The organism is Phocaeicola salanitronis DSM 18170, assembly GCF_000190575.1.
Lineage (GTDB): Bacteria > Bacteroidota > Bacteroidia > Bacteroidales > Bacteroidaceae > Phocaeicola > Phocaeicola salanitronis.
The window spans coordinates 2,103,130-2,121,441 of the sequence record NC_015164.1 but is presented as its reverse complement, the minus strand read 5'-3'; the positions used below and the strand labels follow the sequence as shown (position 1 = coordinate 2,121,441).

The following is an 18,312-nucleotide window of genomic DNA, read 5'->3' as shown; positions in this document are numbered from 1 at the left end:
AGCTTCAATGGATACTATACAGGAAATAATCAATAATAACATATTAAAGTATTTAGATAAGACTTCGCTTGAAATAGAAGATAAGTGTTATTCTTATCGAGAACTTGACGAATTTGCAGATAGAATTGCACAACGAATAATAAGAGAATCAAAAATAGTTGATGATAAGGGCGTTTATGTGGGAGTATGTCTTCCTAGAAAATTTTGTTTATTATCTGCTATTTGGGCAATATGTAAATTAGGTTATACTTATGTCCCTTTAGATCCTGAATTGCCGATAGAACGAATGAAATATATTATAGAAGATTGTAAAATGCCAATTATTATTACTGAAGGTAATTTGACAAAGCAATTTTCTGATATAACTGTAATTGATTTGTTAGAGCAAGAAGCTGAGGATAATAAAGAAAGAGAAATTTCATTGATTGATGACGTGAATAAAAAAAACGCTTATGTTATTTATACGTCTGGAACAACAGGGAAACCGAAAGGTGTTCCTATTACTTATCAGAATCTTTTGAATATGTTGCATAATTTATCATTGCCTTCAGTTTTTAACATTTCAGAAAAGAGTAAAATTTTAAATTTTGCAAGTATTAATTTTGATGCATCTATTCTTGAAATTTATTCAGGATTGTTTTATGGTGGTACTTTGATAATGGCTACAGAGAAAGAGCGTCGTGATGTACAATTATTGTCTGAATTGATTCGTAAAACAGGTGTGACTTTTATGACATTGCCACCTTCTTTAGTTGTATTATTCCAAGATTTGAATTTTAAATCCTTAGATACATTGGCCGTTGTTGGAGAAAAAATGCTTCCTAATATAGTGCAACGTGTAAATCAATATTCTTATCGTTTGATTAATGGTTATGGTCCAACAGAAAATACAGTGATGAGTACGGTAAAAATTGTAGATTCTGATATTAATATTCAAAATATAGGGACTCCTGTGCCTGGAGTTGTAGCACATGTGGTTCATGAGGACTTAACTTGTGTAAAAGTTGGTGAGATTGGTGAATTGTGTTTGGGAGGAGGTCAGTTGACCTTAGGATATTTAAATCGTTCTGAACTTAATCGACAAAAATTTTTTGCAAATCCATTTGCTGATGCAAAAGTAGCACCTATTCTTTATAAAACAGGAGACTTGGTACGTCTTATGAAAGATGGTAGTTTTGATTTTATAGGTCGAAAAGATACGCAGGTTAAAATTAATGGATATAGAATAGAATTAGGAGAAATAGTTCAACAAATAGATGCATGTGAAGACGTTGTACAGTCTTGTGTGCTGGTGGTAAATGATTCACTTGTTGCTTATGTTAAATTAAAAAATAACTGTTTAGTAGAATCTGTTATAAAACAGATAAGATGGAAACTGAAAGAATTTCTTCCTTTTTATATGCAACCATCTTCTTGGGTTATTATAGACGAATTTCCTCGTACAATTAATGGGAAAGTAGATCTAGAAAAATTGAAAAATGTGAAACAAAATTTTGTAAAAAAACTAGATAAAAAAAGGAATTCTCAAGAAGATATGATGGCGCATGTAATAGGGCATATAATAGGTCAGGATTTTGTTGATATTGATAGTGATTTCTTTGATGATTTAGGAATGACTTCCATTCAAATAATGCAGATTCCCATATCGTTGGAAATTTTAGGAATATATGTATCTGTTAACGATATATATGAAAATCGTACTATCAGAAAGATCATAAAAAATCATTCCATGAAACGAAACTATTGGTTTAATCAACCTGTAAAAGGAAAACCTGTGTTGATAATTGTAAGTGGTTATACTAGTTTTTCTTTCCTATATACGAAACTAGCTCAGGCTCTATCTGATTTGTATGCTATTTACGTATTGGAATCTTATCATGAAGCTCCGTGGCAAGTTACTGTTTCATGTGATGATATTGTTAAATATTATATGAAACAACTAGCTTCCGTTGTTTCTCAGTATAAAATAGCTGCTATTACTGGATTTTGTGTGGGGGGAGAATTAGGTCTGTTATTGGCTTATAAATTAAGTAATGAATATTCTTTATTTCCTCATGTTATAGTATTAGATGGAGAAGTAAAACGCAGTAAAGATAAAGAAGATTATATACCTTTGGATATGGATTTTCTTTCAAGTGAAATAAATCAAGCTCGTTTTGAACGGGATTTAAGGATGGTCTGTACGATGCCTGATTTTCATTATGAAGGGAAGGTTACTTCTATTTTGGCTAATCAGTTTATGAGTGATTTTATGCCTCTTTCAAAAAAATCAACGGTAACGGAAAAACAGAGGCAGAAAGCACGATATTTTTATAATCGTACTCCTAAATTATGGAAACAATATTATCCGGATTGTGTGTTGTTTTATGTAGAAGCTGATCATTGGTCTTATTTGCATACTCCAGAAAGTATTGAACCAATCGTTGAGTATATCCGTTCATTGGTTGTTGAAAATAGAGGCGAAGATACTGATAAGGTCGATTTAAAATAATGAAGTAGAAATGATACAGAACGAAACAATAACCAATATCCTGACACGAGTTACGGTCAGGAGGTTTACAGACGAGCCGGTAAGCGATGAGGCGTTGCACATCTTGCTGCAGGCGGCAATGGCTGCACCCAGTTCCATGAATCTGCAGCCTTGGCATTTTATTGTGGTGCGTGATGAAATAGTGAAGCAATGTTTGAAAGACTGCTTGCCCTATGCCAAGATGATAAACAGGGGATGTACAGGCATTGTGGTGTGCGGGGACATTTCTCTCTATGAGCATATCAATGAGGTTGATAAAGAAGACAATACGCTTTATTGGGTGCAAGATTGTTCGGCTGCATCCGAGAATTTGTTGTTGGCGGCACATGCTATCGGGCTGGGAGCAGTGTGGACGGGCATTTATCCGTTGGAAAGCCGTGTGGGCAAGTTGCGTGAATTGTTGGCGATTCCTGCCCACATAGTGCCGCTGAATTTGATTTTGGTAGGGCATCCGGTTGTTCTTCCTCTTCCTAAGGAGAAGTGGGATGAAAAGAAATTGCATTACGATAAATATTAAGAAAGAGTGTCCTGTTAAGTGGTAAGAATTGCGGTAAAAGGAGTGGAATGCCTATTAAAAAGTAATATATACTGCGTTGGCCAAATAATATATCTTCGTTGGTCAAGTAATATATCTTCATTGGCAAAGTCAGTATATGTTCGTTTTTAATGCAATTCTATTGCCTGTTCTCGGGCATTCGTCTGTTTGAAAATTTGAATCTATGAGAGTGAATTTGAAATTACATCATGTGGGTTACACTGTTGCTGATATCCGTGTTTCCGCAAAGCGGTTTGCATTGTTGGGATATCAGGTGGGAGAAGTGCTTTACGATGAAGGGTTAAACGTCGAACTTTGCTATTTGACGAAAGAAGAGGGGACTGTAATAGAATTGGTGCGTCAGTTGCAGTCCGATTCGTTAGAGGCGGAATTGCTTCGCGCAGGAGGTGTCATGCCTTACCATTTGGGGTATGAGGCAGACGCTTTCGATGAAGCTTGCCACGAATTAGATGCACAAGGATACCGGCGGTTGTTTCATCCGGTTCCTGTCGGAGTCTTGGGAGGTAAGCGCATTTGTTACTTTCATCATCCGGATATCGGTTATGTTGAGTTGTTAGAAAAGTAAGTGTTAATAACTTATATATTAGTTGCTCTACGCGGCAGGGGCTTGCCGGAGCGAGCGGAGTACCGGAATCGCTACGGGCAGGGCGAAGATGAACGAACAGAAGTCGGCTACAGCCTGGCTCATCTCTACCCCTTGCAGGCCTAAGAGGTGAGGCAGCAGGAGGATGGCAGGGATGAAGAACAGCCCCTGGCGTGCGGAGGCGAGCAGCACGGCGCGCACGGGCTTGCGGATGGTCTGCAGCAGCATGTTGCAAAGGATGACCCACGTGCCCAATGGCAATGTGATAAGCTGCCAGCGCAAGGCACGCGCGCCTACGGCGATTACCTCGGCGTCGTCTTCGCGGAACCATGCCACGATTTCGGGTGCGTAGATGTAGCCGACAATTGAGCATAGGGTGAGAAACACTACCCCTACTTTTACGCAGAACCAGAAGCCCTGTTGTACGCGTGGGTAGATGCCTGCGCCGTAATTGTAGCCGCATACGGGCTGGAAGCCTTGGCCGAAACCGATGAGGAAAGAGTTGATGAACATGCAGATACGTCCCACGATAGACATGCCCGCAATGGCGGCGTCGCCATACCGTCCGGCGGCTACGTTGAGCAGGATGGCGGCAAGGCTTGCCAGTCCCTGCCGGCAGAGCGAGGGGCTTCCTCCGTAAAGGATTTCGCGGAAATAAGCTGGTTGTGGCGTGAAGTTGCTCAGGCGGATGCGGATGTTTTCTCCCCGGCTGTCCATGTAGAGCAGGATGCCGAAGCTGCACACCTGTCCGCACAGCGTGGCGTATGCCGCTCCGGCGATGCCCATGCCGCATACGAAGATGAACAGCGGAGCCAGCCCGATGTTGAGCACCGTGCCGGCGGTGATGCCCACCATGGCGTAGGCGGCGTTGCCCTGAAAGCGCATTTGGTTGTTCAGCACCAGCGACGATGCCATGAAGGGCGCTCCCAGCAGGATGATGCCCAGATAGGTCTCGGTATAGGGCAGGATAGTGGGGGTAGAGCCCAATATGCGGCAGATAGGGGTCAGGAACAAGAGCCCGAAAAGCGTGATGAGGCATCCCATGATGAAGGCGCTGAAGAATCCCGTTGCCGCCATTTTCTCGGCGCTTTGATAGTCGCGCGCCCCCAACCGGCGCGAGATGAAATTGCCCGACCCGTGTCCGAAGAAGAATCCGAACGCCTGTATGATAGCCATGACCGAGAAGGAAATCCCTACGGCGGCGGTGGCCTGGGTGTTGATTTTCCCTACGAAATAGGTATCTATCATCACGTAGAATGAAGTGACCAGCATGCTGACGATGGTGGGTATGGCAAGCGACCCTATCAGCCGGGGGATGGGGGCGGTGGTCATCAGGGTATATTTGTCGATGTGCTTGTGTTTCATAACCGTTTTTTCATGGATTGCCGGTGCAAATTTAGTGAATTTGGCGGATGGTGGACTGAAAAAAGGAAGAAAAAGATTGGCGCTTTCAGGAGAAAGGCGTATCTTTGTAAAGATGGAGGATGAAAGGAAAACAAATAAGCAAGTGATGCTTGGTGAACTTGGAAAATATTGTATTGATATTTCTAAGTTAGAAGCTGTTTTGAATTTATCGTGCGATGATTTGGGATGAGTTTTTGAGGCATTTTCGTTTCTGTGATGAGGAAGATAGCGGGCTATCTGACGAAGAACAGGAGCGAAAAAGACCAAAAAATCGCCCAAAGCACACACGAAAACGGATACATCAAGCCAAGAAAAACTTTTTGGAGAAATTCAAAACAGCTTCTTAGTTTTTGGTGGCGTGGTTTTGGCTGGTATTATGAAACTGGACGTAAATCGTGCCTTGTTGTTCGGATTGGGAACAGTTGTTGTCTTATTGACGGTAGCTGCGGGTCTTATATGTATATTATTGGCAAATTCTAATAAAGAAAAATGAGTTATGGAATTGATTTTGTTTTTGTCTTTTTTCGGATTGATAGCTTTAGGGATTATTATGTGGGGAGTGAATCAGTTGCGGAAACAGCAATCTCATAAAATCTCATAAAAGCATTGGATGAATGCGTGTAGTAAGCAAGATTTGAGGGCTATACGGATTCTTTTGCTTATCTTTGACCTCAACCAAAAGAATAAAATTATGGAACAGGCTGCTTTTACCCGCAAGGAACTGATGCGCAGGCTGGAGGAACACCGGAGGAAGAAAAAAGAAGTAATCCGTATGATGGAGGATTATTTGAAAGAAGAATGTAAAAAACGGACAGGACGGGAACCCGAATCTTTTGAGGTATGGTGAAGATAGATTTGGAATGGGTGAATGTTTTGTCACGCTGGATTTATAATCCAGCGTAATTCTGCGTGCGAAACCGTAGGTCGGCGAAGCCAATTGCAATCCGCATTATCAGCTAATGGTTCCGGATTACAAATCCGGCGTGACACACATTTTACCTAATTGACTTTCGGGGCGTATCGCATACGCCCCGAAAGCATCCGCGTGGATAAGTGGACGCATTCGGGCGTATGCGATACGCTCCTACATGGGATGTTTGCCAATACTCATTTAATTATTTAAGCTCGACGATAACGGACGATGAAGGCGTGGAGAACATTGTTGCCCTCTTGTTCCGCATCGACCATCCGCGGGCGGTGCAAATCAGTGGGGAGTTTGCGCGTGCGGTGCAGCTCTTTCACGAGAAGCCCGAATGAAAACGGGGCGATTTGTTCCTGATTCGCATAAATTAATAAACTTGTGCTTCTTTTTTATGGATAAATCCGTATCTTTGTGCGCATTTATGAGTTTCGGAATTAATAATTTAAAGATAAAGAAAAATGGCACAAGAAGACGTTTTCAAGAAATTGGTTTCGCATTGTAAGGAATATGGCTTTGTGTTTCCGTCGAGTGAAATTTACGACGGGCTGGGAGCCGTTTACGACTATGGACAGAACGGTGTGGAACTGAAAAACAACATCAAGCAATACTGGTGGCAGAGCATGGTGCTCTTGCACGAAAATATCGTGGGAATCGATTCGGCAATCTTCATGCACCCCACTATCTGGAAGGCTTCGGGGCACGTAGACGCATTTAACGACCCGCTTATCGACAACCGCGACTCGAAAAAGCGTTATCGTGCCGATGTGCTGATTGAAGACCAGATTGCGAAATACGACGAAAAGATAAACAAGGAGGTGGCAAAGGCCGCCAAGAAATACGGCGATGCTTTCGACGAGCAGGAATTCCGTTCGACCAATGCACGCGTGCTGGAGCATCAGGCGAAGCGTGACGCCCTGCACGAACGCTATACACAGGCGATGAATGCCGGACCGGACCTGAACGAGCTGCGCCAGATTATCCTGGATGAAGAAATCGTGTGCCCCATCTCGGGCACGAAGAACTGGACCGAGGTGCGCCAGTTCAACCTGATGTTCTCTACCGAAATGGGCTCTACCGCTGATGGCTCGATGAAAGTCTACCTTCGTCCGGAAACCGCACAAGGTATTTTCGTGAACTATCTGAACGTGCAGAAGACAGGGCGCATGAAAATCCCCTTCGGCATCGCCCAGATAGGCAAGGCGTTCCGTAATGAAATCGTGGCACGCCAGTTCATCTTCCGCATGCGCGAGTTCGAACAGATGGAAATGCAGTTCTTCGTTAAGCCGGGCACCGAGCTGGAATGGTTTAAGAAGTGGAAGGAAACCCGCCTGAAATGGCACAAGGCACTGGGCTTCGGCGATGACCATTACCGTTATCACGACCACGAGAAGCTGGCGCATTACGCCAATGCAGCCACCGACATCGAGTTCCTGATGCCGTTCGGGTTCAAGGAAGTGGAAGGCATCCACTCGCGCACCAACTTCGACCTGAGCCAGCACGAGAAGTTCTCGGGCAAGAGCATCAAGTATTTCGACCCCGAAATCAACGAATCTTATACTCCGTATGTCATCGAGACTTCTATCGGCGTAGACCGTATGTTCCTGAGCGTGATGAGCGCTTCGTACACGGAAGAGAAGCTGGAAAACGGCGAGACACGCGTGGTGTTGAAGCTCCCTGCCGCCCTGGCTCCGGTGAAGCTTGCCGTGATGCCGTTGGTGAAAAAAGACGGTCTGCCCGAAAAGGCGCGCGAGATTATGGACGACCTGAAGTTCCATTTCCATTGCCAGTACGACGAGAAGGACTCTATCGGCAAGCGTTACCGCCGTCAGGATGCCATCGGTACGCCGTATTGCGTAACGGTAGACCATCAGACGCTGGAAGACAACTGCGTGACGTTGCGTAACCGCGATACGATGGAGCAGGAGCGTGTGGCTATTGCCGACCTGAACAATATTATCGCCGACAAGGTGAGCATCACCAGTCTGCTGAAAACCTTGCAATAATGAATGTGTGCATGAAGAATTATGTGATGTGTCTTTGGGGCGTGCTCGTGCTGATGTGCGCCCTTGCCTCATGTAGCGAAGACACAGACCTGTCTGCCGACCCTTATCAGAATTGGGAGGCGCGTAACAGTGCTTATCTTGATTCCATCGCCAATGTCGTGGAGAATCCGCCTGCCGGTGAGCGTTGGACGCGGTATGCGAATTATAAGATTCAAAGTGGCGGAGGGTTGGAAGGCACTACGATTTTACCCGTTTCCGATTATGTGTATGTAAAGGATTTGACCGAGGCGGATGTGGAGTCAGGCGAAACGCCGTTCTCGACCGATACGGTATTGGTGCACTATCGGGGCTGGTTTATAAACGGAGAAGTGTTCGACCAGAGCTATAGTGGAGACTGGGATCCGGAGGTTCATGTGCCGGTCTCGTTCGCGGTAAGTGGGGTAAGAACCGGTTGGACTACTGCTCTGCTTCACATGCAAGAAGGTGAGCATTGGGAAGTCTATATTCCTTATACTATGGGATATGGTACTTCGGATTATGGTGATATTCCTGCTTATTCAACGTTGATTTTTGATATACGTTTGGAAAGGGTGATTCATCCGGAAGGTCCGGACGACCGGAGCCGGAACGCCTTGGAGAATGAAGAATGAAGAATGAAGAATGAAGAATATCCCCGATGAGAATTCTTCATTCTTCATTTTTTATTATTCCTCAAGCAGTTTTACCGCATCTACGTATTGCGCGATGCCTGCGGCTACTTGTTTGGCGGCTTTCATTGCCAGTACCACGGTGTGCGGACGGTGCACTACATCGCCTCCGGCGAATACACCCCGCCGGGTGGTCATCCCGTACGGGCGGTCTTTCACGATGACATAGCCCGTATCGTCTACTTCGATACCCGTTGTGGTCGACACGATGCGGTTGGCAGGGCGTGAACCGATGGCGAGCAATACCCGGTCGAACGTAAAATCCCGGATTCCTTCCGGGGTTGCGGCACGAAGCCCGATGACTTTTCCCTCGTCGTCTCCAAGAAATTCTTGGGTGGAGGTCTGCCATAAGAATTGCACCCCTTCTTTTACCGCGTCTTGGTATTCGCTTGGGATAGCGCTCATTTCCGCTTCCGTGCGGTGGTAAATCACGTGCACGCTGGCTGCTCCCATGCGTACGGCGGTGCGTGCGGCATCCATTGCCACGTTTCCGCATCCGATAACCGCTACCCGGTCTCCTTCTTTTAAGGGCACGGCATTGCGTTCCACGATGTTTTGGTTGAATATGTTGACCATGTGGAGCAAATAGGAAGATTGGATGATTCCCCGGAGCTTGTTTCCGGGAATGTCTAATGATTTCGGGAGGGCTGTTCCTGTTCCGATGAAAATGGCGTCATAGCCTTGTTCGAACATTTGGTCTACGGTAATGTCTTTTCCTACCAGACAGTTCAGCACGAAGTTGACTCCTAACGCCTCTATCTTTTCTATTTCTTTAGCCACTACGGCTTTGGGAAGGCGGTATTCGGGAATGCCGTACATCAGGACTCCTCCCGCTTCGCTTTGCCCTTCGAAGATGGTGACGCTGAACCCTTGGCGTGCCAGGTCGCCCGCTACGGTAAGTCCGGCGGGCCCTGAGCCGATAACCGCTACTTTCCCTCGTGTTTTTTGCGGAAGTTTCTCCCGTATCAGGCTCATTTCGGTATCGAAATCAGCAATGAAGCGTTCCAGCTTGCCGATTTGGATGCCTTTTCCTTTGGCATAGAGCACGCAATGTCCCTGGCATTGTTTTTCGTGCGGGCATACACGTCCGCAGATGGCAGGCAGGTTGCTCTTTTCGTTGATGATGCGCATGGCGTCACCCATGTTCCCCATAGAAAGCTGGTGGATAAAGCCGGGGATATCATTTTCAATGGGACATCCTTTTTTGCAGGAAGGATTTTTACAGTTCAAGCATCGTTTTGCTTCGTCGATAGCTTCTTTGGTGGTGAAGCTTTCATTCAATTCGCGAAAGGTTTCTTTTGCTTCGTTCATATAAATAACCTACTTTTGTAAACTATGGTTTGCAAAAGTAGGTTATTTATTTCTTGTATTGCTATATAGTCTTTACATTTATGTACTGTTTAACATTTATTATACATGAATAAAATGCATACAAAACACCACAGAATACCCGGATGATAATAAAATCCGTGTAATCTGTGGTGAAAATAAGTGATTTATCAGAATAAGGGTGAAGGATATTCGCCGCTATCTGCAAGTGCTTTGAACTTGTCTACTACACCTTGACGGTCGGCAGCATACGTTACGCCGAACCAGCGTGAAGTGGTGTCGAGTACTTTCACCTTGGCGGTACCTTCGTTGATGAGCTTGTTCACCATGAGCGGGATGTAGTATTCGGCTTTCGGCTTGTCGATATTTTCCTTCAGGAAATCTACGAAATAATCTTCCGAATACTTGAAATAATCGGGCGTGAATCCCCACATGTTCATCGATACCGGGGTGTTGTCGGCGATGCCCACCCATTTCCCGTCATCGTCCTTATAAGATACGGTGCCGTCGATGCGCATGATTTCGGTACGTTCTACTACGGTGGTCAAGTGTCCTTCCGCATCGGTCGAACAGATACCCCGTGCCACGGTTCCGCTTTCGCTTAATGTGTTTCCTACCCGGAAGCCTACCATGCAATATTGGTTTTTCGCGCCTTCGGGAAGTTCGGACAGGTATTTGCCGATTACGGCGAAGCTGTCACGTCCGTAGAAGTCATCGGCGTTGATAACGGCAAACGGTTCGCTGATAACGTCTTTACCCATCAGTACGGCGTGGTTGGTCCCCCAAGGCTTGGTACGTTCGGCTGGGCAAGTAAAGCCTTCCGGAAGTTTGTCGGTAGACTGGAATACGACTTCTACCGGGATGTGGTTTTCGTATTTGCTGATGATTTTGTCGCGAAAATCTTTTTCGAAATCTTTACGGATGACAAACACGAGTTTGCCGAATCCTCCACGGATTGCATCGTAAATGGAATAATCCATGATGGTTTCTCCGTTCGGACCCAGGCTGTCCAGTTGTTTAAGACCTCCGTAACGGCTTCCCATTCCGGCGGCAAGAACGAATAAAGTTGGTTTCATATAGTTTTATTTTAGGTTAGTGATATTGCAAAGTTAATTATTTTTCGATTAGTTGGCATTATCAAATCAATCAAAATGTGATGTATTTTCGGTTATTTTGCCTATATTCGCATCAATAAAAGCGATTGCATGTCCGTATGAAGAAAAATATCCGCCGGTTGGGGATTATCGTAGCGTCCCCGTTTATATTGTTTGTTCTGATATGTGTGTTGGTATATCTGCCTCCCATACAGAATTTTCTGGTGCGTACCGCTACCCGGTATGCGTCGGAAGCCACGGGCATGCAGATTTCGATAGGGCGTATTTCGTTAGGTTTCCCGCTCGATTTGGTCGTGCATCGGGCGCTGGTGGTAAATCAAGGTGATACGATTGCCGATGCCGGAAGGCTTACCGCAAAAGTGCAGCTTCTTCCTTTGTTGAAGAAACAAGTGGAGCTGGACGGGCTGGAATTGTCAGATACGCGGTTTCATACGGCGGACTTAATCAGCGGCATGAGGTTAGAGGGCGAAATAGGGAGTGTCTTTGTTTCTTCGCATGGAGTAGACTTGAGTCCTGAAACGGCTGTTGTGAACCAGCTGACCCTGAAAGACACACGCTTGTCGATGTGCCTTGCCGATACGGCGGCACAAGATACGGCCGCCTCGGCACCGGTATATTGGAAATTCCAGTTGCAGAAGATTGACTTCGAGAATGTGTCTTTTGCCTTACAGATGCCGTTGGATACACTTTCCATGGCGGTTTCGCTCCATCGTCTTGCCTTGCGCGAAGGCAATGCCGACCTGCACCGCATGGCTTATTCGGCACGTTCGTTTGCATTGGAAGAAGGCAGGTTCAGTTTTGATACAGGCTCTCTCCCTCCGGCAGAAGTGGGGCTTGACCCTTCGCACATTGCGGTTACCGGTTTGAATATCGGCATGGATTCCCTCTATTATGCCGGAAACGACATCAGGGCATTCATCCGTACGTTTGAGCTGAAAGAGCGTTCGGGATTGGAAATCACTTCGGGAGAGGGGCGTCTGGTTTCGGATGCCCATGCCTTGCAGGTGCCTTCGTTCAGTATCAAGACGCAGGATTCGGCTTTAGAGTTGAACGCTTCGATGGACTGGGATGCCATGGATGCCGGTAAGGAAGGGACTGTTCAGGCACGCCTGATGGCAGACATCGGCAAGAATGATTTGCTGAAGCTCGTGACGGGGATTCCCGCAGACTTTGTCCGGCAATATCCTTCCCGTCCGCTTCAGGTGCGCGCCGGAATAGACGGAAGCCTGAACGACTTGAAACTGACCCAGCTCTCGTTTGCGCTTCCGGGGGCTTTCCGTGCCGAAGCGGACGGACATCTTGCTTTTGTGTTGGATAGTACGCGGCGGAACGGTACGTTGCATTTGGCTATGGGCACCGGAGATTTGGGCTTTGTAGAAACGCTTTCGGGCGGTGTTTCCATACCGCAAGGGATGCGGCTGGACGGGCTTGTCTCGCTTAAAGGGAACCGGGTGGGGGTGGATATGGACTTGCGTGAAGGAAAGCGGGGCAGGGTAACGCTTGCCGCAGGATATGATTTGCAGGAAGAGAGCTATCGGGCACAGATACGGATTGATACGTTGAACCTGCATGCTTTTCTTCCGGACGATTCTCTTTATCGGTTCGATGCCTCCCTCTGGGCGGAGGGAAGGGGGCTTGATTTCTTTTCTCCCCGTACGCAGATGAAGGTGAAGGGCGGCGTTTCTCATTTGCGTTATGGGCGCCGTTTGTTCTCTGGGCTGGAGCTGGAAGGCGGACTGGAACATTCGCAGGGAAAGCTTTCGCTTTCGGTGTCCGACCATGCGGTAGATGCCCGGATGAATCTGAATGCCTCGCTTCTTCCGAATCAGGTGAAAGCCGACTTGGACGGGCAAGTGAAACGGCTCGACCTGAAAGCTTTGGAGCTGATGGAAAAGAAGCTGAATCCGGCTTTGCACATAGAGGCGCATGCCCAAACCGATATGAAGCAGAACCATCGGGTACGGGTGTCGCTCACCGATATCCATCTTGCCACGGAAGAAAATACGTTTCATACGAAAGACTTGCATGCCGGAGTGGAGATGGCTTCCGATTCTATCCGGAGTTTTGTCAACGCGGGAGACCTTACTTTCCTCTTCCGTTCGCCCGATGGCGTAGAGCGTCTGGCTTCGGGCGCTACGGCATTGATGGCGGAATTCGGCCGGCAATGGAAAGGCAAGAAATTAGACCAACGCGTGTTGAAGGCAATCTTGCCTCGTGCCGAGCTCCGTATCTTTTCAGGTCCGGACAATCCGATAGCGAACCTTCTGGCTGCGGGTCATCTCCGGTACGACCGGTTTCGGATAGCCATGTCTGCTTCGCCCGATGAAGGCTTGAATGCCGATATGCGCCTGTATGGCTTGCGCACAGATAGCCTGCGGCTGGATACCATCTTCTTCGATGCCCGTCAGGATACCGCGCGCTTCCTTTTCCATAGCGGGGTGAAAGCTTTGGCAAGCAAGCGTCAGGAGGCGTTCGGCATCGGCTTGTGGGGAAGCGTTGATTCTACGCGTGCCCGTACGTACATCAGCTATTTGAACAACAAGCTTGAAAAAGGCGTCGAACTGGGATTGGAGGCACGTATGCATCCCGAAGGAATCAGCGTGCATGTGTCTCCTGATGAGCCTACGCTGGTATACCGTAAGTTTCAGGCGAATCCCGGCAATTACATTTTCCTGAACGATAACGGACGCGTATATGCCGATTTGCGTCTGGCGGATAGCCGGAATACGGGACTGGCTTTTTATTCTCCTTCCGATACGTTGAGCGGGCAAGACCTGACGCTGGAGCTTCATCGGATAAGCATCGGAGAGTTCCGGAGGGTGGTTCCTTATATGCCCGATATAGCCGGTCTGATTGACGCCAAAGCGCATTATGTGCAGCAGGGAACGGATATGCAGGTGGAGGCGGATGTCCGGGTAGATAGCTTGGCATACAACCGTTACCCGTTGGGCGACTGGGGCGCGTCGGCGGTTTATCTTCCGCAAGAAGACGGGGCGCACGGCATTAAGGGACAGGTCACGATAAACGGCACGGAGGTGGTGAGCCTGGGGGGAAGCTATGCTCCGGCTACCGAAACGCTCCCCGACCGGTTGAATGCAAGTGTCGGGTTGCATCATTTCCCTTTGCATATTGCCAATGCCTTTATCCCGGCAGGGCTGGCTACATTAAAAGGCGGCCTGGACGGGAAGGTGGAAGTGAGCGGCGCTGCTTCTTCCCCTTTGCTGGCAGGAGACTTGAGCCTTGATAGCGTGCAGGTGGGAGTTCCGCAGGCTTCGTTGAACTTGCGTTTAGACAATCGTCCGATAAAAATAAAGGATAACCGGCTGGAGTTCGAGCGGTTCAACATTTATACCGAAGGGGCAACGCCTTTCACCGTGGACGGCTATGTGGACATGGGCAATTTCGAGGCGATAGATGTCAACTTGGGCATGATGGCACGCAATTTTGAGCTGATTAACGCCAAACGGACGAAAGAATCGTTGGTGTACGGCAAGTTGTATGTCGATTTCAGTTCGGTTGTAAAAGGCTCGCCCGATGCATTGACCATGCGCGGGAATATGAATATCTTGGGGAATAGCGACTTTACGTATGTCTTGAAAGATTCTCCTCTTACGGTGGAAGATAAGCTGAGCGAGACCGTTACGTTTGTAGACTTCCGGGATACGGCACGCGTGGATCTCACGCAGGCAGAACCCATATCGTTGGGAGGCATGGATGTGCTGATGACCCTGCATATCGACGAGGCGGTACAGGCACGGGTCGACCTGAACGAAGACGGGAGCAATTACATGCTTCTGGAGGGGGGAGGCGACCTTTCTTTCCAATACCAGCCCGACGGGAATATGGTCTTGAACGGACGTTATTCGTTGATGAGCGGCGAGATGAAATACGAAATGCCGATTATCCCTCTGAAGACTTTCCACATCCAAAGCGGGAGCTACATCGAATGGACGGGCGACCTGATGAACCCCAATCTGAATATCAAGGCTTCGGAACGGGTGCGCGCTTCGGTGGCTTCGGAAGAGAGCGGCTCGCGTATGGTGAATTTCGATGTAGGGGTGAACCTTACGAACCGCCTGGAAGACTTGGGCTTTACCTTTACCTTAGAGGCTCCCGAAGACGGGACGATGCAGAACGAGCTTGCTTCGAAGTCGGCGGAGGAGAAGAACAAGCTGGCGGTGACGATGCTGGTGACGGGCATGTATATGGCGGAAGGAAACACTTCGGGAGGCGGTTTTGACACGAACAGCATGCTGAACTCTTTCCTCCAGAGCGAAATCAACAAGATAGCCGGGAGCGCCCTGAAGACTATCGACATCAATTTCGGTATGGAGACCACCGAACAGGAGAGCGGAACGTCGCGTACCGATTATAATTTCCAGTTCGCCAAACGCTTTTGGAACAACCGTTTCCAAGTGATAATAGGCGGGAAGATATCTACCGGAAACGATGCCCAGCAGCAGGACGAGTCGTTCATCGACAATATCTCGTTGGAATACCGGCTGGACAATAGCGGCACGCGCTACATCAAGATTTTCCACGATAAGAACTACGAGAGCATACTCGACGGGGAAGTGATAGAGACGGGAGCCGGTATCGTCCTGCGCAAGAAAGTGAGCAAGCTGGGCGAGCTTTTCATCTTCCGCTCGCGGAAGAAAAACCGCCCTGCGGATGAAGAAAAGAGCGAAGGGCAATGAATATATATTAATAAGGTATAGCAGCTAATGAAAAGACGCAACGCATATATATGGATTTGGTTGGGCATGCTGATAGGGTTGTCTTCGTGCTCTATTACCAAGCATTTGCCGGAAGGAGAGACCTTGTATTTAGGCTTGAAGGACATTTCCGTACAGAATGAGGACGAGACCAAAGCGGGGCAGGCGGCGCTGGACGAGGTGAAGGGAGCTATCAGCATCGCTCCCAACAATGCCATCGTGACCTATCCCAATATCCGTTTCCCCATACCTTTCGGCCTGTGGGTGTACAATCGTTTCGTAAGGTATGAGAAAGGCTTCGGACGGTGGATTTTCCGGAAATTGGCAGCCGACCCGGTCTATGTGTCGACGGTCAATCCCGATACCCGTGCCAAGGTGGCAAGCAACTTGCTTCGGGATTACGGGTTCTTCGACGGGCATGTCACGTATCGGGTGGACAGTACCAAGAATCCGCGTGCGGTAAAGTTGAGTTATGACATCGACATGGGGCGTCCGTATTACATCGACACGTTGTTGTATGAAGGCTTTGCGCCTCTGACCGATAGCCTGATTCATGCGAATATGGCTGGGAAACTGGTGCGTAGCGGCGAGCATTTCAATGTCAATACGTTGAATGAGGAACGCCAGCGGATAATTGACCTGTTACGGGATAACGGATATTATTATGCACGGAATGATTTCATCACCTTTCTTGCCGATACGTTGATGCGTCCCGGATATGTCACGCTGAAGCTGGTGCCCGAGCCGAACTTGCCTAAGGAAGCTTTGCGGCGGTACCGTTTGGGGAACACCTCGGTTTACCTGACCGGATACAACGGCGAGCGTCCGACGGATTCGTTGAAGCTCCGCGACTTTACGGTGCATTATGCCGGCGAGAAACCCGGGCTTCGTTTCGGTGTGTTGCGCAAACGTTTTATCTACCGGAAAGGGGAAATGTATTCGCAGACCCGCCAGAACTATACGCAGGAAGCCCTTTCGCGCCTGGGCGTGTTCAAGTTCAACGAGGTGCAATACCTTCCCCGTCCGGATAGCGATACGCTTGACGTGCGGGTCAACGCGATGTTCGACCTGCCTTACGATAGTGAACTGGAATTGAACGTGACAACGAAGAGCACCAAGCAGACCGGTCCCGGAGCCATTTTCAAGCTTTCGAAGCGCAACTTCCGGCGCATGGGGGCTTCGCTCAACCTGGAACTGAAAGGCTCGTACGAGTGGCAGACCAGTTCGACGGTAGACGGAGACAAGTCGGTGATGAACTCCTACGAGCTGGGCGCGGCGCTTTCGCTCGACTTCCCGCGCATTGTCTTGCCGTGGGTGCGCGACCGGATAGACCCGTTCCGTTTCCCTTCGGAGACCCATTTCCGTATCTATGCCGAGCAGGTGAACCGTGCGCGTTATTTCAAGATGCTTTCTTTCGGCGGAAGCGTGTCTTATAGCTTTCAGAAATCGCGGAGCATGAAGCATACTGTGACGCCGGTTCATCTTGCCTTCAATCATTTGCAGCGCCGTACGCCTACATTCGATTCCATCGCCTTGGCGAATCCCATGCTTTTCCGAAGCCTGGACGACCAGTTCATTCCTTCCATATCCTATACCTTTACGTACGATGACTCGTGGCGCAAGCGGCGTTTGCGCTTGTGGTGGGAAAACTCGTTCACTTCGGCGGGCAATATCACTTCAGCCATTTATGCGGCATTCGGCAGGAGCTTTAAAGAACGGGAGAAGAAGTTCTTGGGAACGCCTTTTGCCCAGTTCTTGAAGTTTACGAGCGAGATACGTCCTTTGTATTACATCAGCGAGAAGCAGCAGTTGGCGGGACGTTTGATGGCAGGTGTCATTTGGTCGTACGGAAATAAGACCGTTGCGCCTTACAGCGAGCAGTTCTACGTGGGCGGGGCGAACAGCATCCGTGCCTTTACGGTACGTTCTATCGGACCGGGACGTTTCCATCCTGCCGACAACTCCGCTTATTCGTATGTGGATGAGACGGGCGATATCAAGCTGGAGGCGAACGTGGAATACCGTTTCCGCCTGTTGTCGAATATGTTCGGCGGAAACCTGAACGGAGCGGTCTTTCTGGATGCAGGCAATGTATGGCTGATGCGTGAAGACGAGGCGCGTCCCGATGCCAAGTTCACGTTCAAGCATTTCTTCGACAATATTGCGTTGGGTACAGGTGTGGGCATCCGTTACGACCTTTCTTTCCTGGTTCTCCGTCTGGATTGGGGAATCGCATTGCATGTGCCTTACGAAACCGGACGTTCGGGCTATTACAACATCCCCCGTTTCAAGGACGGGCAAGGGCTTCATTTCGCCATCGGCTATCCGTTCTGACACTTTACGTCCGCAAAGGTCTTGGAAACGGCCATGCACCCCTGCATCACTTCTTCCGAGGCCTTGGAAACGGCAAACGGCGTGACGTTTGGGCGTAATGAAACGCAGATTAGC

Annotated in this window: 14 protein-coding genes; 11 read left to right on the top strand and 3 right to left on the bottom strand. The window is 48.2% G+C overall.

The features are described from left to right. Positions 1 to 7 precede the first annotated feature (7 nt). From BACSA_RS09105 to BACSA_RS09095, 3 genes are all read left to right on the top strand, one after another. Positions 8 to 2,491, top strand: coding sequence for a non-ribosomal peptide synthetase (locus BACSA_RS09105; protein ID WP_013617815.1), 2,484 nt, complete (start codon positions 8 to 10; stop codon positions 2,489 to 2,491). Positions 2,492 to 2,501: 10 nt separating this feature from the next. After that, the gene (locus tag BACSA_RS09100) at positions 2,502 to 3,047 is read left to right on the top strand and encodes a nitroreductase family protein (RefSeq protein ID WP_013617814.1); all 546 of its coding nucleotides are present in this window, start codon (positions 2,502 to 2,504) and stop codon (positions 3,045 to 3,047) included. A 202-nt stretch (positions 3,048 to 3,249) separates the two neighbouring features. After that, on the top strand, positions 3,250 to 3,651 hold the full coding sequence (locus BACSA_RS09095) for a VOC family protein (protein ID WP_013617813.1): 402 nt from the start codon (positions 3,250 to 3,252) through the stop codon (positions 3,649 to 3,651). Positions 3,652 to 3,678: 27 nt separating this feature from the next. On the opposite strand, the gene BACSA_RS09090 is transcribed toward BACSA_RS09095, so the two are convergent. Continuing rightward, complete coding sequence (locus BACSA_RS09090) at positions 3,679 to 5,034, bottom strand: MATE family efflux transporter (protein WP_013617812.1); 1,356 nt, start codon at positions 5,032 to 5,034, stop codon at positions 3,679 to 3,681. 40 nt (positions 5,035 to 5,074) lie between these two features. On the opposite strand from BACSA_RS09090, the gene BACSA_RS09085 reads away from it, so the two are divergent. The 6 genes from BACSA_RS09085 to BACSA_RS09065 all read left to right on the top strand — a co-directional run bounded on the left by BACSA_RS09085 (position 5,075) and on the right by BACSA_RS09065 (position 8,648). Beyond that, positions 5,075 to 5,263: a hypothetical protein gene (locus BACSA_RS09085; protein ID WP_041583970.1), complete on the top strand. Its 189-nt coding sequence runs from the start codon at positions 5,075 to 5,077 to the stop codon at positions 5,261 to 5,263. Beyond that, positions 5,250 to 5,420 carry a hypothetical protein gene (locus tag BACSA_RS20210; RefSeq protein ID WP_158098125.1) on the top strand — a complete coding sequence of 57 codons (171 nt, stop codon included), beginning with the start codon at positions 5,250 to 5,252 and terminating at the stop codon, positions 5,418 to 5,420. The genes BACSA_RS09085 and BACSA_RS20210 overlap by 14 nt, the downstream gene beginning before the upstream one ends. Positions 5,421 to 5,764: 344 nt before the next feature. Next, positions 5,765 to 5,920 (top strand): hypothetical protein, encoded by a 156-nt coding sequence (locus tag BACSA_RS20205; RefSeq protein WP_169311453.1) that lies wholly within the window; start codon positions 5,765 to 5,767, stop codon positions 5,918 to 5,920. A gap of 224 nt (positions 5,921 to 6,144) precedes the next feature. Continuing rightward, positions 6,145 to 6,330 (top strand): hypothetical protein, encoded by a 186-nt coding sequence (locus BACSA_RS20200; protein ID WP_041583969.1) that lies wholly within the window; start codon positions 6,145 to 6,147, stop codon positions 6,328 to 6,330. A 123-nt stretch (positions 6,331 to 6,453) separates the two neighbouring features. Beyond that, positions 6,454 to 7,998, top strand: coding sequence for a glycine--tRNA ligase (locus BACSA_RS09070; RefSeq protein WP_013617809.1), 1,545 nt, complete (start codon positions 6,454 to 6,456; stop codon positions 7,996 to 7,998). A gap of 11 nt (positions 7,999 to 8,009) precedes the next feature. Then, on the top strand, positions 8,010 to 8,648 hold the full coding sequence (locus tag BACSA_RS09065; protein ID WP_013617808.1) for an FKBP-type peptidyl-prolyl cis-trans isomerase: 639 nt from the start codon (positions 8,010 to 8,012) through the stop codon (positions 8,646 to 8,648). Positions 8,649 to 8,702: 54 nt separating this feature from the next. Here BACSA_RS09065 and BACSA_RS09060 read toward each other — a convergent pair whose 3' ends face one another. Further along, positions 8,703 to 10,016 (bottom strand): NAD(P)-dependent oxidoreductase, encoded by a 1,314-nt coding sequence (locus BACSA_RS09060; protein ID WP_013617807.1) that lies wholly within the window; start codon positions 10,014 to 10,016, stop codon positions 8,703 to 8,705. A gap of 188 nt (positions 10,017 to 10,204) precedes the next feature. Next, a complete protein-coding gene (locus BACSA_RS09055) occupies positions 10,205 to 11,110 on the bottom strand; it encodes a glycosyltransferase family protein (RefSeq protein ID WP_013617806.1) in 906 nt (301 codons plus the stop codon). Between the two features lie 137 nt (positions 11,111 to 11,247). On the opposite strand from BACSA_RS09055, the gene BACSA_RS09050 reads away from it, so the two are divergent. Continuing rightward, positions 11,248 to 15,846: a translocation/assembly module TamB domain-containing protein gene (locus tag BACSA_RS09050; protein ID WP_013617805.1), complete on the top strand. Its 4,599-nt coding sequence runs from the start codon at positions 11,248 to 11,250 to the stop codon at positions 15,844 to 15,846. Between the two features lie 27 nt (positions 15,847 to 15,873). Further along, on the top strand, positions 15,874 to 18,198 hold the full coding sequence (gene tamL / locus BACSA_RS09045; RefSeq protein WP_013617804.1) for a translocation and assembly module lipoprotein TamL: 2,325 nt from the start codon (positions 15,874 to 15,876) through the stop codon (positions 18,196 to 18,198). Positions 18,199 to 18,312 lie beyond the last annotated feature (114 nt).